This is a genomic window from Chryseobacterium defluvii, assembly GCF_014204415.1.
Classification (GTDB): domain Bacteria; phylum Bacteroidota; class Bacteroidia; order Flavobacteriales; family Weeksellaceae; genus Chryseobacterium; species Chryseobacterium defluvii_A.
In genome coordinates this window covers 556,832-582,366 of sequence record NZ_JACHLE010000001.1, presented here as the reverse complement: position 1 = coordinate 582,366, position 25,535 = coordinate 556,832, and the positions used below count along the sequence as shown (strand labels likewise).

22 protein-coding genes are annotated in these 25,535 nt (G+C 39.1%); 14 read left to right on the top strand and 8 right to left on the bottom strand.

All coding sequences use genetic code 11. The annotated features are described in order from the left end of the window. Positions 1-131: 131 nt before the first annotated feature. The 6 genes from HNP38_RS02540 to HNP38_RS02515 all read right to left on the bottom strand — a co-directional run bounded on the left by HNP38_RS02540 (position 132) and on the right by HNP38_RS02515 (position 7,062). On the bottom strand, positions 132-632 hold the full coding sequence (locus HNP38_RS02540) for a hypothetical protein (protein ID WP_184183952.1): 501 nt from the start codon (positions 630-632) through the stop codon (positions 132-134). A 214-nt stretch (positions 633-846) separates the two neighbouring features. Continuing rightward, complete coding sequence (gene carB / locus HNP38_RS02535; RefSeq protein ID WP_184183949.1) at positions 847-4,029, bottom strand: carbamoyl-phosphate synthase large subunit; 3,183 nt, start codon at positions 4,027-4,029, stop codon at positions 847-849. A 55-nt stretch (positions 4,030-4,084) separates the two neighbouring features. Beyond that, positions 4,085-4,555, bottom strand: coding sequence for a DinB family protein (locus HNP38_RS02530; RefSeq protein WP_184183946.1), 471 nt, complete (start codon positions 4,553-4,555; stop codon positions 4,085-4,087). Between the two features lie 26 nt (positions 4,556-4,581). Continuing rightward, positions 4,582-4,962 carry a four helix bundle protein gene (locus HNP38_RS02525; protein ID WP_184183943.1) on the bottom strand — a complete coding sequence of 127 codons (381 nt, stop codon included), beginning with the start codon at positions 4,960-4,962 and terminating at the stop codon, positions 4,582-4,584. 41 nt (positions 4,963-5,003) lie between these two features. Then, the gene (locus HNP38_RS02520; RefSeq protein ID WP_184183940.1) at positions 5,004-6,077 is read right to left on the bottom strand and encodes a carbamoyl phosphate synthase small subunit; all 1,074 of its coding nucleotides are present in this window, start codon (positions 6,075-6,077) and stop codon (positions 5,004-5,006) included. 94 nt (positions 6,078-6,171) lie between these two features. Further along, entirely contained in the window at positions 6,172-7,062 is an 891-nt protein-coding gene (locus HNP38_RS02515) for an aspartate carbamoyltransferase catalytic subunit (protein ID WP_184183937.1), read from the bottom strand. Positions 7,063-7,304: 242 nt separating this feature from the next. Between HNP38_RS02515 and HNP38_RS02510 the strand changes: the two genes are divergently transcribed. The 13 genes from HNP38_RS02510 to nhaA all read left to right on the top strand — a co-directional run bounded on the left by HNP38_RS02510 (position 7,305) and on the right by nhaA (position 23,539). After that, the gene (locus HNP38_RS02510; RefSeq protein WP_184183934.1) at positions 7,305-7,766 is read left to right on the top strand and encodes an Lrp/AsnC family transcriptional regulator; all 462 of its coding nucleotides are present in this window, start codon (positions 7,305-7,307) and stop codon (positions 7,764-7,766) included. Positions 7,767-7,933: 167 nt separating this feature from the next. After that, complete coding sequence (locus HNP38_RS02505) at positions 7,934-8,350, top strand: helix-turn-helix domain-containing protein (protein WP_184183931.1); 417 nt, start codon at positions 7,934-7,936, stop codon at positions 8,348-8,350. A gap of 215 nt (positions 8,351-8,565) precedes the next feature. After that, complete coding sequence (locus HNP38_RS02500; RefSeq protein WP_184183928.1) at positions 8,566-9,945, top strand: porin; 1,380 nt, start codon at positions 8,566-8,568, stop codon at positions 9,943-9,945. Between the two features lie 55 nt (positions 9,946-10,000). Beyond that, positions 10,001-11,581, top strand: coding sequence for an MFS transporter (locus HNP38_RS02495; protein WP_184183925.1), 1,581 nt, complete (start codon positions 10,001-10,003; stop codon positions 11,579-11,581). Positions 11,582-11,625: 44 nt separating this feature from the next. Further along, entirely contained in the window at positions 11,626-11,853 is a 228-nt protein-coding gene (locus HNP38_RS02490) for a DUF6814 family protein (protein ID WP_184183923.1), read from the top strand. Positions 11,854-11,936: 83 nt separating this feature from the next. Continuing rightward, complete coding sequence (locus tag HNP38_RS02485; protein ID WP_184183920.1) at positions 11,937-12,131, top strand: hypothetical protein; 195 nt, start codon at positions 11,937-11,939, stop codon at positions 12,129-12,131. Then, positions 12,124-14,820, top strand: coding sequence for an ATP-binding protein (locus HNP38_RS02480; RefSeq protein ID WP_184187518.1), 2,697 nt, complete (start codon positions 12,124-12,126; stop codon positions 14,818-14,820). The genes HNP38_RS02485 and HNP38_RS02480 overlap by 8 nt, the downstream gene beginning before the upstream one ends. A gap of 11 nt (positions 14,821-14,831) precedes the next feature. Next, a complete protein-coding gene (locus HNP38_RS02475) occupies positions 14,832-15,194 on the top strand; it encodes a response regulator transcription factor (RefSeq protein WP_184183917.1) in 363 nt (120 codons plus the stop codon). 219 nt (positions 15,195-15,413) lie between these two features. Further along, on the top strand, positions 15,414-17,300 hold the full coding sequence (locus tag HNP38_RS02470) for an acetate--CoA ligase (protein WP_184183914.1): 1,887 nt from the start codon (positions 15,414-15,416) through the stop codon (positions 17,298-17,300). A 50-nt stretch (positions 17,301-17,350) separates the two neighbouring features. Next, on the top strand, positions 17,351-19,261 hold the full coding sequence (acs, locus tag HNP38_RS02465; RefSeq protein WP_194299322.1) for an acetate--CoA ligase: 1,911 nt from the start codon (positions 17,351-17,353) through the stop codon (positions 19,259-19,261). A 405-nt stretch (positions 19,262-19,666) separates the two neighbouring features. Beyond that, positions 19,667-20,032, top strand: coding sequence for a hypothetical protein (locus tag HNP38_RS02460; protein ID WP_184183911.1), 366 nt, complete (start codon positions 19,667-19,669; stop codon positions 20,030-20,032). Positions 20,033-20,144: 112 nt separating this feature from the next. Beyond that, positions 20,145-22,349 carry a RelA/SpoT family protein gene (locus HNP38_RS02455; protein WP_184183908.1) on the top strand — a complete coding sequence of 735 codons (2,205 nt, stop codon included), beginning with the start codon at positions 20,145-20,147 and terminating at the stop codon, positions 22,347-22,349. A gap of 8 nt (positions 22,350-22,357) precedes the next feature. Continuing rightward, positions 22,358-23,539, top strand: coding sequence for a Na+/H+ antiporter NhaA (nhaA, locus tag HNP38_RS02450; protein WP_184183905.1), 1,182 nt, complete (start codon positions 22,358-22,360; stop codon positions 23,537-23,539). Positions 23,540-23,547: 8 nt separating this feature from the next. Here the strand turns inward: nhaA and HNP38_RS02445 are convergent, their stop codons facing one another. Together HNP38_RS02445 and HNP38_RS02440 are read right to left on the bottom strand one after the other, a co-directional pair. Continuing rightward, the gene (locus HNP38_RS02445) at positions 23,548-23,931 is read right to left on the bottom strand and encodes a hypothetical protein (protein ID WP_184183902.1); all 384 of its coding nucleotides are present in this window, start codon (positions 23,929-23,931) and stop codon (positions 23,548-23,550) included. Then, complete coding sequence (locus HNP38_RS02440; protein ID WP_184183898.1) at positions 23,928-24,941, bottom strand: YihY/virulence factor BrkB family protein; 1,014 nt, start codon at positions 24,939-24,941, stop codon at positions 23,928-23,930. Before HNP38_RS02440 ends, HNP38_RS02445 begins: the two co-directional genes overlap by 4 nt. An 86-nt stretch (positions 24,942-25,027) precedes the next feature. On the opposite strand from HNP38_RS02440, the gene HNP38_RS02435 reads away from it, so the two are divergent. After that, a complete protein-coding gene (locus HNP38_RS02435) occupies positions 25,028-25,501 on the top strand; it encodes a 23S rRNA (pseudouridine(1915)-N(3))-methyltransferase RlmH (protein ID WP_184183895.1) in 474 nt (157 codons plus the stop codon). Positions 25,502-25,535: the final 34 nt, after the last annotated feature.

The following is a 25,535-nucleotide window of genomic DNA, read 5'->3' as shown; positions in this document are numbered from 1 at the left end:
GACTGGTTTATGTTTTCAATAAAAATAAAATTACAAATTCTTTAAGGAATTGGAAAGTATAAGCAACAAAAAGTCGAAAGATGTTCAATCGTGTTTTTTATTTCTCATTTTCTAAATATCCTGTTCTGATATTAATTTTCCAATAATTTGCGGAGATTTTCATATTCAGAAATTATTAACAGTAATTCTGTGTCATCATTTACCGTTATCAGTTGATTGGCAAAACAGCTGGTGCATATTTTAAGAATCTTAACAACTTTTCCGTTTTTTCTATATATCAGTATATCTCTGTATATCTGTCTGCAGACAGTAGTATAGTATTTACCCGGCTGTGTCCTTTCTATGATTTTTAAAATCTGATCTGAAGTTTCAGAATCCAAAACTCGCCTTTTATAGCCAATTTTTCTTATTCTTTTTGGAAAGTCATCATTAAGGTCTCCCTGAGAAGTCTGTCCGAAGATTGTTTTTAACTTAAATGTATTGGCAGAATTATATTTTGGTTTGTGAGCTTTAACTTTATAAAACTCTACACTATCAAAATCAATACTCTGGGATGTTAATCTTGTACAAAAACTTAATGAAAGAACTATTACAAGAAAAGAAAGAAATTTGTTGATAATTTTTATTTTCATTTAGTGTTTTATTTCGGGGAATAATTTTCTTTTCTCATTTGTCATCAACTTTATCGTAAATCAAAATGACAACATATCTAATCATAAGACATTTTTACAACAGTGTACAAAAGTTCATTCTAATTTATACAATTTTACACAAACTAAAAAGCAGTATAAATAAAAAACCCCGCAAGCTGTCTTACGAGGGTTTAAATCATATACATTATGTAATTTACATCGTTTCCATTTTAAAGCTCATGCTTTCAATCACTTTCAGGATCGCTTCCACCGTATCCATTGACGTTAAACAAGGAACTCCGTTCTCCACACTCATCCTTCTAATCTGGAAACCGTCTCTTTCCGCCTGCTTTCCTTTTGTAGTCGTATTAACTACATACTGAACTTTTCCTTTCTGGATAAGATCGATCAGGTTTACATCCTCCTCTCCGATCTTATATCCTATTTTACAGGGAATTCCTTTACTTTCAAAGAATTTGGCTGTTCCTTCCGTTGCCCAGATCCTGAAGCCTACTTCATGAAATCTTGATGCCAGATCAGCCGCTTCCTGCTTATGTTTATCGGCAACCGTAAACAAAATAGAACCGTGCATCGGAACTTTTCTTCCTGCTGCTATCAGCCCTTTATATAATGCTTTTTCCAGAGTGGTATCTTTCCCCATTACCTCACCTGTAGATTTCATTTCAGGCCCCAGAGAGATATCAACCTTCGTAAGTTTTGAGAATGAGAATACTGGAACTTTTACAAATACACCTTCTTTATTAGGTACCAATCCGTTCTCATAGCCCAGATCTTTCAGTTTTTGTCCCAGAATGGCTTTTGTTGCCAGATTGGCCATCGGGACATTTGTAATTTTGGATAAGAAAGGTACGGTTCTCGATGAACGCGGATTGACTTCGATCACATACACATTGCCTTCAAAAAGGACGTATTGGATATTCATCAACCCGATCACTTTCAGGCCTTGTGCCAGTCTTTTGGTATATTCAACTAATGTTTCGATCTCTTTTTGTGAGATATTCTGTGGCGGATATACGGCAATAGAGTCTCCGGAGTGAACCCCTGCTCTTTCGATGTGCTCCATAATTCCCGGAATCACTACTGTTTCCCCGTCACAGATGGCGTCGATCTCCACTTCTTTTCCCACCATATATTTATCCACCAGTACAGGATGTTCCGGGCTTGCTTCCACTGCATTTTCCATGTAGTGGGCCAGTTCTGTTTCCGTGTAGACAATTTCCATGGCTCTTCCTCCTAAAACGTAGCTCGGACGTACCAAAACCGGATACCCGATCTCATTGGCAATTTTTATCGCTTCCTCTTTGGAGGTGGATGTTTTTCCTTTCGGTTGAGGAATTCCAAGTTCCTGAAGGGCTTTTTCAAATTTATCCCTGTTCTCAGCCCTGTCCAGGTCTTCCAGTGAAGTCCCTAAGATCTGAACACCATGGGATGCTAATTTATCTGCTAAGTTGATAGCCGTCTGTCCTCCGAACTGAACAACTACTCCTTTCGGCTTTTCAAGCTCGATAATGTTCATTACATCTTCCTCCGTCAATGGTTCGAAGTATAATTTATCAGAGATCGAGAAGTCTGTGGAAACAGTTTCGGGGTTATTGTTGATAATGATTGCTTCATAACCCATTTCTTTGATCGCCCAAACCGAATGAACCGTGGCATAGTCGAATTCAACTCCCTGCCCGATCCTGATGGGCCCGGAGCCTAAAACGATGATCTTTTCCTTGTCTGAAACCATGCTTTCATTTTCTTCTTCATAGGTTCCGTAAAAATATGGAGTTTCACTTTCAAATTCTGCCGCACAAGTGTCTACCATTTTATAAACCGGCATTATTCCGTTTTCTTTTCTGAAATTGAAAACTTCCCGCTCAGTTACTTCCCACAGAACTGCAATATTGATATCTCCAAATCCTAATTTTTTAGCCTGGATCAAAGTTCCTTTATCGAATTTATTTTCAGTAATAGTTTTTTCGAAATCAATTAATTTCTTCAGCTTCCAGATAAAGAATTTATCAATTGTACTCCATTCTACGATTTGTTCCCAATCATATCCTCTTCTTAAAGCATCGCCTATGATGAATAGTCTTTCATCATCGCAAATCCTGATCCTTCTTTCTATTTCTTCATCTGTGAGTGCTAAGGCCTGTTTGGTTTTTAATCCCAAATGCCTGATCCCGGTCTCTAAAGACCTGATCGCTTTCTGTAAAGATTCCTCGAAGCTTCTTCCGATCGCCATTACTTCTCCCGTTGCTTTCATTTGGGTGGAAAGCCTTCTGTCTGCTGTTTCGAATTTATCAAACGGGAATCTCGGAAATTTAGTTACTACATAATCTAACGCGGGCTCAAAGCAGGCATAGGTTTTACCTGTCACCGGATTCATGATCTCATCCAACGTTAGTCCTACGGCAATTTTAGCAGCAATTTTCGCGATCGGATATCCGGTTGCCTTACTGGCCAGTGCTGATGAACGGGAAACCCTAGGGTTTACCTCGATCACATAGTAATTGAATGAGTGTGGGTCTAAAGCCAGCTGCACGTTACAGCCTCCTTCGATTCCCAATGCTCTGATAATTTTTAGGGAAGCATTTCTCAATAATTGGTATTCTCTGTCTGAAAGCGTCTGGGAAGGCGCAACTACGATAGAGTCACCGGTATGAACTCCCACAGGGTCTATATTCTCCATGTTACAAACCACAATCGCGTTGTCGTTGGCATCACGCATTACTTCGTATTCTATTTCTTTGAAACCGGCAATTGACTTTTCAATCAGGCATTGGGTAACCGGACTGTGTTTCAGTCCCAATTCGGCGATCTCTTTTAATTCTGTTTCGTTAGAAGCAATACCACCTCCCGTGCCACCCATCGTAAAGGCAGGACGTACAATTACAGGATAACCGATCCTATCTGCAAAAGCAAGGGCTCCTGCTACAGTGTTTACAATATCGGACTCCGGAACCGGCTCGTTCAGTTCGCGCATCAGTTCACGGAAAAGATCTCTGTCTTCCGCCCTGTTGATCGCTGAAAGCTTTGTTCCCAGTACTTCCACTTTACATTCATCCAGGATTCCCGATTTTTCCAATTCTACAGCCATATTCAGACCTGTCTGGCCTCCAAGGGTAGGTAAAAGTGCATCCGGACGTTCTTTTCTGATGATATGACTTACAAACTGAAGGGAAATAGGTTCTATATATACTTTATCTGCAATCTCAACATCCGTCATGATGGTTGCAGGATTGGAGTTGATCAGAATAACCCTGTATCCCTCTTCTTTTAAGGATAAGCAGGCCTGTGTTCCTGCGTAATCGAATTCTGCTGCCTGCCCGATGATGATAGGACCGCTTCCGATCACTAAAATTGTTTTTATATCTGTACGTTTTGCCATTTTCTTTTTATTAGAGGTTAGAAGTTAGATATCAGATTTTAGTTTATTCTTCTAACTATTTTTTATTTACCAGGTTTTTAATTAAAATGATCTGCCCCAAGTGGTAGTATCCATGTTCGATCAGGGCATTTATATTTTTTCTTTTACTTCCGTATTTATTCTCAGAAAAATCTCCATCCAGCTCTTCATCTGACATTTTTTCAATAATATTTGCAAACTTTTCGCAGTCATTGACGAATTTTGTCAGGAAACTCTTCCACTCTTCTTCTGATTTCGTCGGAGGAAAATCAAAGCTGTATTTATCACTGATATTCAGGGTTCCGCCTTCGAACACATTCAGAACTCCGTGTATATAGTAATGGATATGAAAAGCTATGGCTTCGATTGTATTCAAGTCTTCAACTTTCTTTATTAAAATTTCCCTGCGGATTTCTGAAAGCTGGGCTTTAAAGTTCGTACATACAACCCATTCTCCATTCAAAAAAATTTCACGAAAACGATTGGCTAGCTGTAAAGAAGTTTCCATTTTATTCAGATTTTAGATTCAAGATATCAGATATCAGACTTTTCAATATTCTGTTTTAATTTCAAATTGTTTTTGAATGTATAAATCATCCGTTGTATTTCATTCAGTGCTGATATTAGAGTATCAATTTTTTCTATATTAACTAAACCCAATTCTTTTATCAATATGAGTTGTGTCTGCAACTCAAAAGACGAAGCATTGGCAATTCCAAGAAAATGATAGAATTCTCCATCATTATTTCTTCCTGCTCCTTCTGCAATATTAGAGGGAATTGAAATCACTGATCTTTTTATCTGAGAAATCAAACCAAATTTTTCATCTTTCGGCAATTCTGCACAAAGAATGTACATATCTTTTGCAAGCTCTATGGATTTTTTCCAGAAAATCAATTTCTCAAAATTATGCATACTATTGTCTTTTATCTGATGTCTAATATCTGAAATCTAAATTATTTTTTAAAGTCTTCCATTAAGTGGATAAAATCATCAAACAGGTAGTTTGCATCCTCAGGACCCGGACTCGCTTCAGGGTGATATTGTACGGAGAAGCACGGATGCACCTTATGCCTTAGTCCTTCATTTGTCCTGTCATTCAATGCAATATGGGTTTCAATCAAATCTGTTCCTTTAAGGCTTTCCTGATCTACTGCATAGCCGTGATTTTGAGAAGTAATGGCTACTCTATTTTTCTCTAAATCCAATACAGGATGGTTTCCTCCCCTGTGCCCGAATTTTAATTTAAATGTTTTAGCTCCACAAGCCAAACCGATCAACTGGTGTCCTAAACAGATCCCGAAAATCGGAACTTTGCCTAATAGACCACGGATCATTTCCAATGCATGCGGGTTGTCTTCCGGGTCGCCGGGACCATTTGAAAGCATGATCCCATCCGGATTCATGAGCAAGATCTCTTCTGCCGTGGTATTCTGTGAAACAACTATAATGTCACAGTTTCTCTGAGATAATTCCCTGATAATTCCCAATTTGGAACCAAAATCTACAAGTACCACTTTAAATCCTCTCCCGGGGTTTGCATAGGAAGTTTTTGTAGAAACGGTTTCTACCTGATTGGTTGGAAAATCGGTGGATTTCAGTTCTGCAATTATTGCATTTTCATCTGCATCTTCGTTTACAATTTTTCCTTTCACTACTCCATGATTACGAAGAATCCTCGTCAGTTTCCTTGTATCAATTCCTGAAATTCCTGAAAGGTTTTTCTTTTTGAACAGCTCATCTAAGGTAATCTGTGTACGGAAGTTTGAGGGGAAATCGCAAAGCTCTTTTACAATAAGACCTTTGATCGCCGGTTCAATGCTCTCATAATCATCCCGATTGATCCCATAATTCCCGATAAGCGGGTAAGTCATACAAACAATCTGACCACAATAAGACGGGTCGGAAATCAACTCCTGATATCCGGTCATTCCGGTATTGAAAACCACTTCTCCCGCCGTTTCCAATTCTGTCCCGAAACCTTCTCCATGAAATACTTCACCGGACTCCAGTATTAATTTTTTCTTCATTTTTATAATTAAATATTAGATTTTTATTTTTTTAACCACCCCGTCAAAAATATTCTATTTTTGCCACCCCTCCATTGGAGGGGAATTTTCTTTGTTATTTAAATGTAAATCCTTTTTCTTCCAGGGCGTTTTTAATGATAGCCATTCTGGCAAACACTCCGTTCTGCATTTGTTTAAAGATCCTTGAACGTTCACATTCCACCAGGTCTGTATCTATCTCAACTCCTCTGTTGATGGGTGCCGGATGCATGATCACGGCATCTTTTTTCATTGCTCTCTCTCTCTCTTTGGTCAAACCATATTTCCTGTGGTATTCCGAAGCTGAGAAGTTCATTTTGGAATCATGTCTTTCGTGCTGGATCCTTAATAGCATTAATACATCCACTTCTGCAATTAATTCGTCAACGGCTAAGTAAGTTCCGTTGATCAGGGCTCCTTCATCAAACCACTGCTCCGGTCCCGAGAAATAGACTCTGGCTCCCAACCGCCTTAATGCTTCTGCATTTGAATTGGCAACACGGCTGTGCTTTACATCGCCTATAATCCCTATCTTCAGCCCTTCAAATTTTCCAAATTCCTGATAGATCGTCATCAAATCCAGCATACACTGCGAAGGGTGATTTCCTGTTCCGTCCCCACCATTGATAACCGGAATATGTATATTCTTCAGATCTTCATAATAACGGTCTTTTTTATCTCTTATAACAACTAAGTTCACTCCTAAACTCTCTATAGTTTTTACGGTATCATATAAGCTTTCTCCTTTGTTTACAGAACTATGGGATGCATCGAAAGGAACTACCTGTAATCCTAATTTTCTTTCGGCGATATCAAAACTTGTTTTGGTTCTTGTACTGTCTTCAAAGAAAAGGTTGGAACAAAAAACCTCACCTTCAATTTTAGCGGTTTTACCTTCGGCAAAAGCGAGTGCTTCTTTCAATATAGTGTTGATTTTCTCAGTGCTTAATTCTGCAATCGTAAACATAATATCTCAATTTTTATATAAAAAAAAGCGAAGACCAAATCTTCGCTTACTAATAATAAATATCGTAAAGGGCGCTCTCGCCTGGTAAATTTAATGATATAAATACTCTTTTATTCATTAGGTGCAAAGATACAAATTTTCACCCAGATAGCAAAACCAAAGTTTCAAATAAATTTTAAAATTATGAATGTCTTATATTTTCATTTTTTCTTAATATTTTTGTTAAAAACTCAAATTATTCTATGGATGCAAAAGACTTAATGATTCTTAATATCATTCAGGAAGACTCTAATTTGTCTGTTAAGGAAATTTCAGAAAGGATTGGTCTTACCTTTACTCCAACCTATGAGCGCATCAAGCATTTGGAAAAACAAGGGGTCATTGAGAAATATGTAGGTCTTCTGAATCGCGAAAAACTCGGATTGAATATTGTGGTATACTGTAATGTACGTTTGAAAGAACAGTCTCAAAAAGTACTAGCCTCTTTTGAAAAGCACATTACCAAGTATGATGAAGTGCAGGAAGTGATCAGTCTTTCCGGTGAATATGATTATATGCTGAAAATTATCGCAAAAGATATTAATTCTTATAATGACTTCACCGTAAATGTAATTTCAAATATTCCTAATATAGGGCAGTATCATAGTTCTATTGTGCTGCATGAGGTTAAAAAAACCACTAAATTCAAAATTGATTTGGGCTAATTTAACAATTTACTTTTCAGTTTACTGAACTATTCTATTTTATCCAGACAAAGATTTTCCATACTTCCTGATGAGTATGGTTTAATTCTTTGATTTCAAAAGCAAATTTATCTATTAATAAAAATATTATTTTGCTAAGTTATTATATATTTGCTAAAATAATATATATGGAGAATATATGTCCCAAATGCAATAGTATTAAAATTGTAAAAAGCGGAATCATCAACGAAAAACAGAGATTCCTCTGCAAGGACTGTAACTATTATTTCACTGTAAAAAAACTGGGTAAGCAGATAGATGATTACTATGTCACCAAAGCCCTTCAGCTTTACCTTGAAGGCTTAAGCTATCGTGAGATAGAAAGGATCATAGGGGTCTCTCATGTAACGATCAGCTCATGGATCAAGAAGTATAATATTACAAGGCCACCCCATTCCGAATTCCATCCTGTATATAAAATTTTAAAACAGAATGAGCTTATAGAATATATCGCCCAGGAAGAAAACATCAAAAACTCCGGGATCATCATCACCCAGTTCGCAGATAAGTATATGCTGATTAAATGGGAAAGGTTCAAAAAATAGGCTTTGGGAGTTATAAGTTATGAGTTAGTTAGTAGAATTTTATAAAGGTTTTGATAAGTATACTCCACATTGCCCAACTCATAATTTATAACTCATAACTTTTAACTGATAACTAGCAACTATATACTTACCATATATATATATTAAATTTTTATAATTAAATTATTAATTCCAATTTGGCTTTCACAAAATTAACGCCAAAAAATTGATAATTTATGAAGAAAATATTCACATTTATTGGATTAACCTTAATCAGCAGTTCTTTATACTCACAAGGATCTCCTGATTATGGAAGCGGGTTGAAGGTAAACCTGAATCAGCAGGGTGATAAATATGTTAGGTTTATCCTATGGGACCAGTTCTGGCTCAGAAATACACAAATGAACCCGGGAAGCATGGTAGGCGGAGAACCTGCGGACAATTCATGGAACGTCGGAAACCGAAGGTTACGTGCTTTGGCTTATGCACAGGTCTCTAAAAGATATATGATCCTGGCTCATTTCGGGATCAACAATCAGACCTTCATCAATGGCGGAGGATCCGGGACCTCAGGAACGGGTGGCTATGGAAACGGTAAAAAGCCTCAGATGTTTTTCCATGATGCCTGGAATGAGTATGCAGTAATCTTACCCGGAGAAGCAGGAAAATTCAGCTTATCTTTGGGAGCCGGGCTTCATTATTATATGGGACTTTCCCGTATGACAATGGCCTCTACACTGAATTTCCTTACGGTAGACTCCCCTATTTTCACATGGCCACTGATCGACAATTCAGACCAGTTTGCAAGACAGCTGGGAATGTTCGCTAAAGGTAAATACGGGAAACTGGAATACCGCCTAAGCTTAAATAAGCCTTTTGCCACTGATTTGGCTCCGGCTAACGTAACAGACCCTGCAAAAGCCGTAGCAGTTGACAATAACGGAAATCCGAACTTTTCAAAAGCCGGATATGTGGAATACCAGTTCCTTGAAGAAGAATCCAATACACTGCCTTTTAAAGTCGGATCTTATCTTGGAACGAAAAAGGTTTTCAATGTGGGCGCCGGATTTTATCATCAGGCAGACGGAACCAGAACTTCCGTAAATTCCAACATAGAAAAGCATGACATCACACTTTTTGCAATAGATGCTTTTGCCGATATTCCTCTCGGAAATGCTAAAAACAAGATGGCTGTTTCTGCCTATGCAGGCTATTATAACTATCAGTTCGGGCCTAATTATGTAAGGAATCTGGGAATTATGAATATTGCCGCCAATGACACTAATTTTACCGGAGAAAGAGCCATAGCCGGTGCGGGAAACCTGCAACCAACTATCGGAACCGGTAATATTATTTATGCACAGGCCGGTTTACTGCTGCCAAGCCAGGCTGAAAAACCAAAGATCAGGATCCAGCCTTTTGCAGCCTATACCCATAAAAACTTCGAGGCTTTTGATAAGTCTTCCTCACAGTTTGATATTGGAGCCAATTGGTTCATAGACGGGCATCATGCCAAAATAACCACTCAATATTCCACAAGGCCGGTATATACTATCCCGACGGAAAGCCCAAAATCTAAAGGAGAATTTATTGTTCAGTTCCAAATTTATCTGTAAAATCAGGATGCTCTATCCCTTCTACTCATTTCATTAACATCAAAAAACCAGCAATATGAGCGAACATCACCACGAAAACTACGAGAATATGACCGAAAGGCAGAAAAACCGCACCATCTGGAGCGTTATCACCGCCTCATCACTCGGCACATTGATAGAATGGTATGACTTCTATATTTTCGGAAGCTTAGCCATCGTCTTATCTACAAAATTTTTCCCTTCCGATAATCCCACTGCAGCCTTTTTATCTACGCTGGCTACTTTTGCTGCAGGGTTTGTAGTAAGGCCTTTCGGAGCTTTATTCTTCGGGAGGCTGGGAGACCTTATAGGAAGAAAATATACTTTTTTGGTTACCTTGCTGATCATGGGGTTTTCAACATTCCTTATCGGATGTATCCCAAGCTATGAAACCATCGGGTTTCTGGCTCCTGTCTTAGTTTTAATCTTAAGATTATTGCAGGGATTGGCTTTAGGAGGGGAATACGGCGGCGCTGCCACTTATGTGGCTGAATATGCCCAGCCTCACCGGAGAGGATACTGGACCTCATGGATACAGACCACAGCAACTGCAGGGCTTTTCATTTCACTGATCGTTATTTTAGTGACCAAAACCACTCTTTCGGCAGAGGAATTTGATGGCTGGGGATGGAGGGTTCCTTTCTGGATCTCCATATTGATGGTAGGGGTTTCCTATATCATCCGAAAGAATATGAAGGAATCTCCTTTATTCTCAAAGGCCAAAAGTGAAGGGAAAACTTCTAAGAACCCTTTGAAAGAGAGCTTTGGAAATAAATATAATTTTAAATTTGTTCTGCTGGCATTATTCGGAGCGGCTATGGGACAGGGAGTAATCTGGTACACGGGACAATTCTATGCCATGAGCTTTCTTCAAAAGGTAATGAATATAGAATCTGCTCAGGTAGACTCACTGATGGCCACCGCTCTATTCCTGGGAACCCCATTTTTCGTGGTATTCGGATGGCTTTCTGACAAGATAGGAAGAAAAGCGATCATGATGACCGGGATGCTGATTGCCATTTTAGCGTACCGGCCGATCTATGACAGCATGTATAAAAGTGTAAACCTCGAAAGCAAAACAGTTGCTTCTAATGGAATCACAGAAAAAAGAACAGCAAAAATCCATCCTGAAACTGCAGCAGACAGTTTGGTTACCTTTCACAAAGAGACCCTGTTCACAGACGGCACTCTGGTCAAAAAGGACAGTACAGTACACTGGTCTGCCAAAGGCCCGGTTATAAAAGATGGCAAACCCGAAGAGGCAAAAATATCTCAAAGCGTTAAGCTAAGTGATAATACAAAGTGGTATCTGATCTTTTTAGTGTTCATTCAGGTGATCTTCGTAACTATGGTCTACGGCCCTATTGCAGCCTTCCTTGTTGAAATGTTCCCGGTAAGGATCCGTTATACATCGATGTCTTTACCTTATCATATCGGGAACGGAGTGTTTGGCGGGCTTCTCCCGGCTGTTGCCACTTATCTGGTAACTACAGCAAAAGACGCCGGACATGCCACATGGTATCTTGAAGGGCTCTGGTACCCGATAGGAGTTGCGGGAATATGTCTCATCATCGGATTGGTATATCTTAAGAATAAGAACAATAATATTCACGATTAAACACACCTGTCACTTAATTTTTTATTAATTTTAAAACTACTAAAATGAACGGACTAAAAAAAATATTAGGCATTCTCTGGATTTTGATTGCATTGGTGGTGGGATATTTTGGGATAACCGTACTGGGAATTCCAAAGATCTCTTCCGGAAAGCAGGAAGACCTTGTATTCGGGATCATCATCCTGTTTGTACTGATGCCGATCATCTCCGGCGGAATGGCTGTTTTCGGCTACTATTCTTTAACTGGAGAGTATTCTGACGATAAAGTTTAAACCATAAAAGATGAATGATAATTGATGAATAACTGATAATCACATCATCTGTTCATCAATTATCTTTTTATAATCTATCATTTATGAAAAAGAGACACGAACAAAAACTGGTGATCCTGAGCATCGCACTGATGATTGCTTTCAGTATTCCTATTTCCCTGCTTTTTAACAGCGAAAGGGAGGTTTTTGGCTATCCTTTGATCCTGATTTATCTCTTCGCAGTATGGATGGTTTCTATCATTGTCTCTTTTGTAATCGTAAAAAAATATGATGAGTAGTATTGCGTTATTTATTGTTGTATTGATCTATCTGGCGCTTTTGTTCTTGGTTGCTCATTTGGCAGAGAAGAAAAAAGGTAAACGCTGGATCAATAATCCTTATATCTACGCATTATCTCTGGCAGTATATTGTACGGCCTGGACCTACTATGGAAGCATTGGTGTCGCTGCCACAAGCGGGCTGAATTATCTCCCGATCTATATCGGGCCGGTAATGATCATCCCTGCATGGATCTATATCAATACCCGGATCGTAAGAATTTCACGGGTCAACAAGATCAGCAGCCTTGCTGATTTTATTTCCTTACGATATGGAAACAGCAGGAGTTTCAGTGCGATCATTACGGTAGTATGTCTCCTTGCCATTGTTCCTTATATCGGGCTGCAGATCAAAGCTATTTCCGAAACCTTTCATTTGGTGACGGAAACATCAATGTCGAAAAATATTCTTACGGATAATGCTACTTTTGTTGTCGTTCTCATCGCTCTGTTTTCCTCGTATTACGGAACAAGGTATGTAGATGCCTCAGAGAAGCGTCTCGGGATTATTTCCGCCATTGCACTGGAAAGTTTCTTAAAACTTTTCTTTATCATTATTTTAGGGTTATTTGTCATTTATTTTGCTTTTGACGGATTTTCCGATATTTATGAAAAGGCCAGCAAATTTGAGGATTTCAAGGAAAAAAACACATTCAACGGGATCGAAGGCGCTCTCAACTGGATGATCCTTTGTATGATCTCCGCCACAGCAATCTGTATCCTTCCGAGGCAGTTTCACACCGCTATTATTGAAAACAGGCAGGAAAAACACATCAAAACAGCGATCTGGTTTTTCCCAATGTATCTCCTGATCTTTACCATTTTTATTTTTCCGATCGCATGGGGCGGAAGACTGATCTTCGACGGGCAGAATGTAAATCCTGAGTTCTATTCTATCCTGATCCCACAGCATTTTGATAATACCCTGATCACCGTTCTGGTTTTCTTAGGCGGATTGAGCTCATGCATTTCAATGATCATTATTTCAGCGATCACTTTATCCATCATGCTTTCCAATAACCTCATCATTCCTTACGGATTGCTGGGGAAATTCAAATCTGAAAACGAGGTTCAAAATACCCGCAATATTACGAATATCAGGAAAATAAGCATTTTTGCCCTGATCATCATGGCTTTTGTCTTTTATAAGTACTTCATTCTGAAAACCTCCTTGGATTCGGTGGGACTCATTTCATTTGTCATCATTTCCCAGCTGGCACCTGCATTTTTCGGGGCGTTATTCTGGAGAAGAGGAAGTTATAAAGGGGCTGTTGCCGGGCTTATTGCCGGATTGGCCATCTGCTATTTCGGGCTGATCATTCCCCAGTACTATTTCTCCTATAATCAGGAAATCAAAGGGATCCTGAGGGATATGTATGATGTTTTTGATTTTTTCAGCATTCCCTATTTAAACAGGATACCACAAGTATTCTTTTGGTCTCTGCTTATCAATACAGGCTTATTTACCATCATTTCAGTAAGTACAAAAGGAAATTACCGCGAGAGGAATTTTGCAGAGCTGTATGTAGATATCGACAAATACATCCTGAATCATGAAAATGCTTTTATCTGGCGCGGCACTGCCTATGTTTCGGATATTAAAAATATTCTGGAACGCTTTTTAGGCAAGAATAAAACAGAGCAGGCTTTACGGATCTTCAATCTGAAATATAATATCGATTCTCAAATGGAAACCGCCGATTCAAGATTCATCAAATTCTCCGAAAACCTTTTGGCAGGAAGAATAGGAACTGCTTCCGCAAAGATCCTGATCGAAGGCGTTACCAAAGAAGATAAAATATCTCTAAAGGAAGTCCTGAATATTTTAGAAGAATCCAAAGAAAACATCACCCTCAATAAAAAACTTACGGAGCAGTCGGAAGAACTGAAACAGCTTTCCGATGAACTAAGGACAGCCAATGAAAGCCTGATTATCAAAGACCGTCAAAAAGACGATTTTCTGGATTCCGTTGCCCATGAACTGAGAACCCCTATTACAGCCATTCGTTCCGCAGGGGAGATTTTGGCGGATGATGACGATATTCCTTTAGACATCAAAAAAGAGTTTTTAAACAATATCATTACGGAATCTGACAGGTTAAGCGAGATCATCAATGACATCCTTTATCTGGATAAATTAGAGCATGGCGAAATTGCCCTGCACATTCAGCAGAACAACATCATTGAAACCTATAAAAAAGCAGTCAATCCGCTGCTTCACCTCATGCAGCAGAAAAATATTCACTTAAGCGAGGTCAATCTTTTAAATCAATATATATTTGAATATGATGAGGCAAGGATGATCCAGCTCTTCCAGAATATTCTGGGAAATGCTTTAAAGTTTACGGATGAGCAGGGAACAATACAGACTAAACTCTTTCAGAAAGAAGACTACCTGATCATCACCCTTTTCAATACGGGCAAACACATCCCTGAAGAAGATTTGGAAATGATCTTTGATAAATTCTACCAGTCCAGAAATCAGAATATTTTAAAACCTACGGGAAGCGGTCTTGGTTTAGCCATCTCAAAAAAGATCACAGAAGCCCACCACGGTGCAATAAAAGCTGAAAACAGCGGATTGGGAGTGACTTTCACGATCAGCCTTCCTCAGAAAACAACAAAAGAGACTAAAAATGATGTTGAATAAAACCAAAATTTATGAAAAAGATAATCATTGCGGATGATGAGCATAAAATATTAATGTCGCTGGAATACAGCTTTAAGAAAAACGGTTATGACGTCTACATTGCAAGGGATGGTACCGAAGTGCTGGACTTCCTGAAAACAATGATTCCGGATGTGATCCTCCTCGATATCATGATGCCCAACCTTGACGGATACAGCACTTTAGAGATCATTAAGCAGGATGAAAAATTAAAGGATACCAAAGTTATTTTTCTGAGTGCCAAAAACAATCCTAAAGATATTGAAAGAGGTCTTGAAATGGGAGCAGATGCCTATGTAACAAAACCTTATTCCATCAAAAAACTGATCCAGCAGATTGAGGAAATGTTTGAGTAGGTAAGGAGAAAAGAATAAAGACAATGGACTTAAACCCATTTTGTCATTCTGAATGAAGCGAAAGCGGAATGAAGAATCTCAACTTTAAGTAATGCTTAATATTCTTAAAAGCTTAATCCAATCTTAATGGTTTAGAAATAAAGACTATTAAAACAGATAAATTTCTGTTCACAAAACAATATTTGATCAACATAATGAGCATAAAAACACTTTATTGATATGAATGCAGATGATCTATTTAAAAAAAGTATAGAAGACAAAGAAAGTTTCTGGAAAGAACAGGCCCGGGAGATCCAATGGTTTGAGTTTCCGATACAAATCCTTTCGCAGGATGAGGCCCGTTATACCCAATGGTTTGCAGACGGGAAGCTTAATATGTGCTATTTATGTATAGACAAGCATATTGAAGACAGTTTTGGAGAACAGGTTGCCATTATTTATGATTCCCCTGTTACCGGCAAGAAGAAAACCTATACCTTCAATCAGGCCAAAGAAGAAATTTCAAAATTCGCCGGCGGACTTACTTCCCTAGGCTTAACAAAAGGTGATACAGCCATTATTTATATGCCTATGATCCCTCAGACGTTGTTTGCCATGCTGGCCTGCGCAAGGATCGGGGTGATCCACAATGTGGTTTTCGGAGGTTTTGCACCGCATGAGCTTGTAGTGAGAATTGATGACTGCAAACCAAAAGCTCTCATCACCGCAACTGCAGGGATGGAAATTGCCAAAAGAATCCCCTACCTTCCATTAGTTGAAAAAGCCATTGAACTGGCTCAGGACAAAGTGGATCATATTATTGTTTACAACCGCAAACTGGTAGATAACCAGCACGAGATGTTTGAGGATCTGATAGATTATGAAGAATTAACTGAAAAATCAGAACCTGCTGACTGCGTTTCCGTAGAATCCACACACCCACTTTATTTGCTTTACACTTCCGGAACTACAGGGAAGCCAAAAGGAATTGCCCGTGATACAGGAGGTTATGCCACAGCTCTGAAATTTTCCATGAAATACATCTATGGCATTGAGCCGGGAGAAACGTACTGGGCCGCTTCGGATTTTGGCTGGGCTGTTGGCCACAGCTATACGGTATACGGTCCCCTGATCAACAGAAATACAACCATAATTTTTGAGGGAAAACCTATCATGACCCCTGATGCAGGAACTTTCTGGCGGATCATTTCGGAATATAAAGTTTCTGTGATGTTTACCGCTCCTACTGCTATAAGAGCTATTAAAAAAGAAGATCCCAATGGAGAGTTGGTCAAAAAATATGACCTTTCCCATTTCAGGAAACAGTTTCTGGCCGGGGAACGCTGTGATGTAGCTACCCTAGACTGGTTTGCCGAGCACATAGGAGTCCCCGCGATAGATCATTGGTGGCAGACAGAATCCGGCTGGCCCATGCTCGGATTGCTCACTTTTGATAATACCTATACCATTAAACGGGCTTCTGCCGGAAAACCTGTTCCGGGATATGATATTAAAATCTTTGATGAAAACGGATACGAACTGGCCCCGCATCATGAAGGCTACCTTGTCATCAGGCTTCCGCTTCCGCCGGGTGCCCTTCTGGGAATATGGAAAGATCAGGAACGTTTTCAGAACAGCTATCTGTCACAATATAAAGGATATTATTTCTCCGGAGATGGCGCCATCAAAGATGAAGACGGCTATATTTTCATCACGGGGAGAGTGGATGATGTGATCAATGTTGCCGGACACAGGCTTTCTACCTCGGAAATGGAAGAAATCGTTTCCTCCCATCCTGAAGTTGCCGAATGTGCCGTAGTGGGAATTGATGATGAATTAAAAGGTCAGATCCCGTTTGCGGCCGTTGTCTTAAAAAACGGTTCAGGCATTTCAGAAGATAAGGTGGAAAAAGAAATCGTACAGGCCGTTCGTGAAAAAATAGGAGCCGTCGCATGCCTGAAAAATGTAATGACTGTTAAACGCCTGCCAAAGACACGCTCCGGGAAGATCTTAAGAAAATTGATCAGAACATTACTGGACGGAAAAGACTTCCAGATCCCGTCAACTATTGATGATGAAAAGATCATTGATGAGATCCGGGAAAAAATCAAAGAATACAGAGCTTAAAGGCTAAAAATACCAACTATAACATACAATCTAAATTCAAACAAAAGGATATGAGAAATTACCAGATCGAAGACCTGCCTGATTATTTTAAACAATATAAAAAGTCTATTAAAAACCCCAAGAAATTCTGGGATAATATTGCTGATAAAAACTTTGTCTGGTACCAGCGCTGGAGTAAAGTCGTTGATTATGATATGCATGAGGCCAAAATCTCATGGTTCAAGAATGCCAAGCTGAATATTACCAAAAACTGCCTGGACAGGCATCTGGCAGAAAGAGGCGACAAAGCAGCCATCATATGGGAACCTAATGATCCAAAAGAAGCAGCCCAGCATATTACTTATAATGAATTATACACCCGGGTCAATAAAACAGCCAACGTGCTAAGAGACATGGGAATTCAGAAGGGAGACCGTGTCTGCATTTACCTTCCGATGATCCCTGAACTGGCAGTTGCCATGCTGGCCTGTGCAAAGCTGGGTGCGGTACACTCTGTAATTTTTGCAGGCTTCTCCGCTTCGGCAGTAGCTTCAAGGATCAATGACTGTGAAGCCAAAATGGTCATTACTTCGGACGGAAGCTATAGAGGAAACAAAGTCCTTGACCTGAAAAGCATTGTAGACGAGGCTTTAGAAAAGACCCCTAGCGTAGAGAAAGTCCTGGTGGTGAAAAGAACTCATAACGAGATCAGGATGAAAGAAGGCCGGGACTCCTGGATGGCAGATCTGTATGAAAAAGCTTCTGCAGATTTTGTTACCGTGATTATGGATGCGGAAGATCCCCTTTTCATCCTTTATACTTCCGGCTCTACGGGTAAACCTAAAGGAATGCTCCATACCTGCGCCGGATATATGGTATATACTGCGTATACCTTTAAAAATATTTTCAATTATCAGGAAAATGATATTTACTGGTGTACTGCCGATATTGGCTGGATCACAGGACATTCCTATATTCTTTACGGGCCTTTATGCAACGGAGCTACAACCATCATTTTCGAAGGAATCCCCACATACCCCAAGCCGGATCGTTTTTGGGAAGTGATTGAGAAGCATAAAGTCACCCAATTCTATACAGCACCTACAGCCATCCGTTCTTTAGCCAAAGAAAGTGCAGAATGGGTGGACAAACATGATCTGAGCACATTAAAAGTAATAGGATCCGTTGGAGAACCTATTAATGATGAAGCCTGGCATTGGTTCAATGATCATGTAGGAGGAAAAAAATGCCCGATCGTAGATACCTGGTGGCAAACTGAGACCGGCGGGATCATGATCTCTCCTATCCCATTCGTCACTCCTACAAAACCCACCTATGCCACACTGCCATTACCTGGAATACAGCCTGTCCTGATGGATGACAAACGTAACGAGATCACAGGAAACCAGGTTACAGGCAATCTATGCATCCGCTTTCCATGGCCGGGAATCGCAAGGACGATCTGGGGCGATCATCAAAGATATAAAGAGACCTATTTTACAGCCTTTCCGGGAAAATACTTTACGGGTGACGGTGCTTTAAGAGATGAAGTGGGCTATTACAGAATTACAGGCCGTGTAGATGATGTGATCATTGTTTCCGGTCATAATCTGGGGACTGCCCCTATTGAAGACAGCATCAATGAGCATCCGGCCGTTGCGGAATCTGCCATTGTAGGCTACCCTCATGATATCAAAGGGAATGCATTATATGGTTTTGTCATTTTAAAAGAAACCGGAGAAGGCCGTGATAAGGAGAATCTGAGAAAAGAAATCAATCAGCTGATCTCTGAACAGATCGGGCCTATTGCCAAGCTCGATAAGATACAGTTTGTATCAGGGCTTCCGAAGACCCGTTCCGGAAAGATCATGCGCAGGATCCTGAGAAAGATCGCGGAAGGGGATTTCAGTAATTTCGGGGATATTTCTACTTTATTGAATCCGGAAATTGTGGAGGAAATTAAAAACGAAAGACTGAGCTAAGCTTTGTTCTTTTTAATTTCTCTCAGATTTAGCAGATTACGCAGATCTTTTTGAAAAATTTATATACTATTAAGGAATTAAGATATTTTAAATGTTTTTGAAATCCATATATTGATTTCTTAAACAATTCATAAGCAGATTAGTAAGCTTAATTCCTTAATGGTAAAAAAATTCCAGCGCCTTAAGTCGCATTTAAACAGACTTTTTATTAATATCATCATTTGTGTCATCTGCCAAATCTGCGAGAATATAAATTATTCAATGCTAAAAAGTAATTAATAGATAATTTCGAACACACCCTATAACATTATAGATGAAATAAAAAATAACTAATTTTATTAAAATATTTTCAACATAATTGAAAATTATTTATTATCTTTAAGTACAAATTTTAAAACTAGTGCTATGTCAAATATATTAGCTGGATTATTTGGGCATCACAGCGACTACAAAAAACTTGAAACCGATTTAGAAAGTTCTGGTTTCGAAAATTCAGATTACATTGTATATCTTGATGACAACCATCATAACTCCCAGTACCTGGCGAGTGTGGCAGTTAAAGATCAAAGCCAGGCGGATAATGCCCGGAGCGTTTTCGGTCTCAACTCTGTCCTGAAGACCTATTTCATTGAAAACATGAGTATTGAGCAGGCTCATTACCATAACGTTAAAAAATTCATTGATGCCAGAAGCAAAGCTGAAATTCATGACAGCCCCGAAGTAAAGATAAAAGCTTCAAGCAACGGCATCGACTCCGAAGTGAAGTTCTGACAATAACATAAATTCTAATAACCGAAATCCGTAGAATCCTCTTCGGATTTTTTATGGTTGGAAAAATAGAAAAAATTTCGTATTTTCGTCTAAATATAGGCTTTTCACACAAATGAGTTACGATTTAGAATTAGAGAATAAAGAGATACTTGCAAGATATAAGGACCTGATTTCTAACACTTACAGAGGTCTGGATGAAGAAAATAACAAACTGATCCGAAAGGCTTTCGATATTGCGCTGGATGCCCATAAAGACCAGAGGAGAAAAACAGGGGAACCTTATATCTATCACCCAATCGCCGTTGCTAAAATTGTTGCTACGGAAATAGGATTGGGAGCCACTTCTATTGCCTGTGCATTACTGCATGATGTTATAGAGGACTCCGATTACACTTACGAAGACCTTAAGAAAATTTTCGGGGCAAAAATTGCCAATATCGTAAATGGGTTGACCAAGATATCCATTATGAATCACCAGAATATTTCCGTACAGTCAGAAAACTACCGGAAGCTTCTGCTGACATTGTCTGAAGATTTCAGGGTGATCCTGATCAAAATTGCAGACCGCCTTCATAATATGCGTACCCTGGAGAGCATGGCACCGGATAAGCAGAAGAAGATCGCTTCTGAAACGGTGTATATTTATGCTCCGTTGGCTCACCGTTTAGGCCTGTATAATATTAAATCAGAACTAGAAGACCTTTCTTTAAAATATAATAATCCCGAAATTTATAATGAGATCACAGAAAAGCTTGAATTAGCCAAAGAAAGCCGTGAAAGGTATATTGAAGAATTCAAGAAAGAAGTTTCCGAAAGGCTCAATGAAGAAGGATTGAATTTTAAAATAAAAGGCCGCGCCAAAGCCATTTCTTCCATTTACAGGAAAATGCTGAAACAGGGAGTACCTTTTGAAGAAGTATTTGATAATTATGCCATCAGGATTATTTACAGATCCGATGCTAAAAATGAAAAGTTCCTGGCCTGGAAGATCTACTCTATCGTTACTGATGTTTACCATACCAATCCTTCCAGAATGCGTGACTGGATCACCCAGCCCCGTTCCACAGGATATGAAAGCTTACATTTAACGGTTCTGGGCCCTGACAGAAAATGGATCGAAGTGCAGATCCGCTCCGAAAGGATGGATGAAATTGCCGAGAAAGGAGTTGCAGCCCACTATAAATACAAAGAAGGATATAAACAAAGTTCAGATGACCGGAATTTTGAAAAATGGGTCACCGAGATCCGTGAAGTCCTCGAACAGCAGCAGAATCTTTCAACTTCCGAGCTTTTAGATAATATCAAGCTTAATTTATACTCAAAAGAGGTTTTCGTATTTACCCCGAAAGGAGAAATCAAGATCCTGCCTACCAATGCCACAGCCCTTGATTTTGCTTTTGCCGTTCACTCTGATCTGGGAATGAAATGTTTAGGCGCTAAAATCAACGGAAAGCTGGTTCCTATTTCTTATGTTCTTCAGAATGGTGATCAGATAGACATTCTTTCATCCCAGAATCAAAAGCCAAAAACCGACTGGCTGGAATTTGTAGTGACTTCCAAGGCCAAATCAAAAATCAAAGGCTTCCTGAACTCCCAAAAAAACCAATTGGTAGATGAAGGAAAAGAGATTCTGCAGAGAAAGCTTCGTCATGCCAAGATCAATTTTAATGATGAAGAAGTCAATAAACTTCAGAAATTCTTCAATCTGAAAACATCACAGGAATTATACCTGAAATTCCAGAGTAATGATCTGGACGCAAGCAGTTTAAGAAAATATATTGAAAGTAAGAACGTATTCAACAATTTACTTTCCCGATTCAGGAAATCACCTGCTAAAAACCAGGAATTTGAAGAACCGAAAGAGACCAATCTGGACATGATCGTCTTTGGAAAAGACGAGGAAAAGCTGAACTATAGCTATGCGAAATGTTGTACGGTTATTCCTGGGGATAAAATTTTCGGTTTCATTACAATTTCAGACGGGATAAAGGTTCATAATGACAACTGCCCTAATGCGATCAACCTCAGAGCCCAGTATGATTACAGGGTGATCCCTGCAAAATGGGTGAATGCCGAGAGCTTTAAAAACCGTGTGAAAATTGAGATCGAAGGGCTTGACAGAATGGGAATGATCAATGATATTACAGCAGTCATTAGCAACTCTATGGGAATGGATATGAAAAGTATGTCCATTGAATCCAATGACGGAATATTTACCGGAAATATTACTCTTGAGGTAAAGAATAAGAGCCAGCTGGAAGAATCATTCAAGAAACTTAAAACCATTAACGGAGTCTCGAGGGTGAGGCGGGTATAACCTTATCAATGAATTTATCGCTTTATTTTAAAAAGTTTTTTAACAGCAGCCAGTCTTCAGGGATCATACTTATTGTATGTGTATTAATATCGCTTTTCATTGCTAATTCAGCTTCAGCGGGAAGCTTTCAGAAGTTTCTGGATAAGGAGGCAGGAATTAACCTTTTTCATCTGAGTTATCCTGTCAGCATATGGATCAATGATGGTTTGATGGCCATATTCTTCCTTCTGGTAGGCCTGGAGATCAAGCGGGAACTTGTAGAAGGCGAACTTTCTTCTTTTAAAAATGCCTCACTCCCCATAGTAGCCGCTATAGGTGGAATGCTGATTCCTGCCCTTATTTTCAGTATTTTTAACTTTGGGACTCAATACGGTAACGGTTGGGGAATTCCCATGGCAACAGATATTGCGTTCTCTCTGGCTATCGTTTCCATGCTGGGAAACAGGGTTCCTAATTCCATAAAGATCTTCCTCGCTGCTTTGGCCATCGTAGATGACTTGGGGGCCATATTGGTCATTGCCGTTTTTTATACCGAACAGATACACTGGACCTACCTGTTGTTATCTTTCGGGATAACTGCTTTATTATTCCTTTTGAATTTTTTAAAGGTTAAAAAAATGATCTTCTATTTAATCCCCGGAGCATTCTTATGGTACTTCCTGCATCATTCAGGGGTGCATGCCACTATTGCCGGGGTATTGCTGGCTTTTTCCATTCCTACCAATACTTCCGATGTGGAACCATCACCTTTGGAAAAGCTGGAACACAAGCTCCATTTTCCGGTCAATTTCCTTATCATGCCCGTCTTTGCCTTAGCCAATACCAATATTACATTCAGCAATGAGATGCTTGGGGGATTGACCAGCACCTTGGGAATAGGAGTTATTGGCGGGTTGGTTCTGGGAAAACTTATCGGCATCAATCTTTTCTCGTTTATTGCTATCAGGCTTAAACTGAGTTCTCTGCCTCAGGACAGTTCATGGATGCAAATGCTGGGGGTTGGTTTTTTAGCCGGAATTGGCTTTACAATGTCTATTTTTATTGCATTGCTCTCATTTAAAGGTCAGATTACCCTACAGAATGAGGCAAAATTTGCCATTTTAGTAGCTTCTTTTTTAGCCGCAATTTTAGGATTTATCACATTAAGTATGGAGGCAAAGAAGAATAACGGGACTATAACAGAAGAATAATCTCCTTATTAATTTTTTATTACAGACCATGTTCCGTTCAGATTTCCTATAGTCCAGGTTCCGGATTTGGATTCGAGGCTTCCATGCAGAACAAATCCCGAACCCGAAGTTGTAATACCATTAATAGCTCCGCTTCCGCCTCCCAGAAGTGAAGTATAAAAGGTTTCCTGAAAACTACCCGACACTCTTACTCCTTCTATGGTTCCGCTCTTACCTACATTCAAAACTAAAGTTCCGCTTTGATCTCCATTAAAATTTCCCGTCCATTTTCCCATATAGGGCGTAGTATAGCTTTCCTCTTCTCTTTCACGATCTATTTCATCAATGATATGATCACAGGAAAACAAAGTAAAGGATGCAAGAATAATTAAGCTTTTGACAGATTTAATCATGATTTATTTTTATCATTAAGTTTCAGAATATGGTCTTCATCTCCTTCCAAGTCAGGTTCTGTAATTTCCGTATGAAAATGGGACGTCTCTTTTTTAAGCTCATCCGACAATAGTTTTTCTATTCTCAGTTTTCTGATCGCCATATTAAGTTCATTCCCGAATAAAAGCAGATACACATTGATATTTACCCAGACCATCAGCAGGATCATACTTCCGATAGATCCGTAAAGAACATTATATCTTGCAATATCTTTCACATAGATGGCAAAAATATAAGTGGTAACCACAAACAGAACGGTCGTTAAAATAGCTCCGGGAACAGCCTGCCTGAATCTTGTGATCTTAACGGTTCCCAGCCAGTAAAATAAGGCCAGGAGGATAAAATAGAACAAAGGAAAAGAAACAAAACCTATGATTTTGGATAAATTATTAACCAGCCAGGAAATATCATAAGAAGGGGTAAAGAGCTTCATAACAACCTCTACATAATACACCCCGAAAAGGGCCAAAAACACGATACTGATAAACCCTATCGTAATAAAGAACGAAAGGATAAACTCCTTTACATCACTCAACTTTTCTTCATTATTTTCATTAAATCCGTTGATGAGCGAAAATGTGCCGTTAGTAGCGAAGATCAGTGCAAGAATAATGGTCAGGTTACTGATTCCCCTCATATTGGGAACAATACTTTTTTCAATATATCCTCTTACATCGGTTTCCATATTGGAAGGAAACACATTATGGATCAATACTTCGAAAATATAGAATTGAAGTTTGTCGTAATGGGGCATATAGGGCAATACCGATAATAAGAACAGGATAAAAGGAAATAAACTGATGGTAAAGCTCCAGGAAATAGCTGCTGCCTTCCGCCCTATTTTTCCCTTGAAGATCCCTGAAATGTAGATTTGGAACATCTGCCAAAGCGATATTCCCAGAACAGGAATATGTATATCATCAAAGAACTCTTGAATTTTCAAGATAAATTTAGGAACCTTTACACTCATTTATTAATTATAGCATTAAAAACATGATGAAAATATGAAAAAAATCTCTAATTAATGAATATCTTTGAACTCTTTATTGAAAACAAATGCGGATCAGCTTACTTTGTATCGGTAAAACAGATGATAAGGAGATTTTTTCCCTGATCAACTATTACCTTAACCGGCTTCCCAAACACTGGAATTTTGAGATCATTGAAATTCCTGATATCAGGAATGCTAAAAACCTTTCTCCTGATCTTCTGAAAAAAGAAGAAGCTAAATTATTTTTTAATCATATCGATAAAAATGACCTGGTCATTATTCTGGACGAAAAAGGAAAACAGTATACGAGCAGGGAGTTTTCCAAAAAAATAGACGACTGGATGGGTTCTTCCGTGAAAAAGATCCACTTTCTCATTGGCGGCGCCTATGGCTTTTCGGATGAGATCTACAGCAGGACCAACGAGAAGATATCCTTATCTAAAATGACATTCACCCATCAGATGATCCGCTTATTTATAGTGGAACAGTTATACAGGGCAGATCAGATTCTACAGGGAAAGCCTTATCATAATGATTGATAAATGATATGTGATGAATGATCAATATTGATAT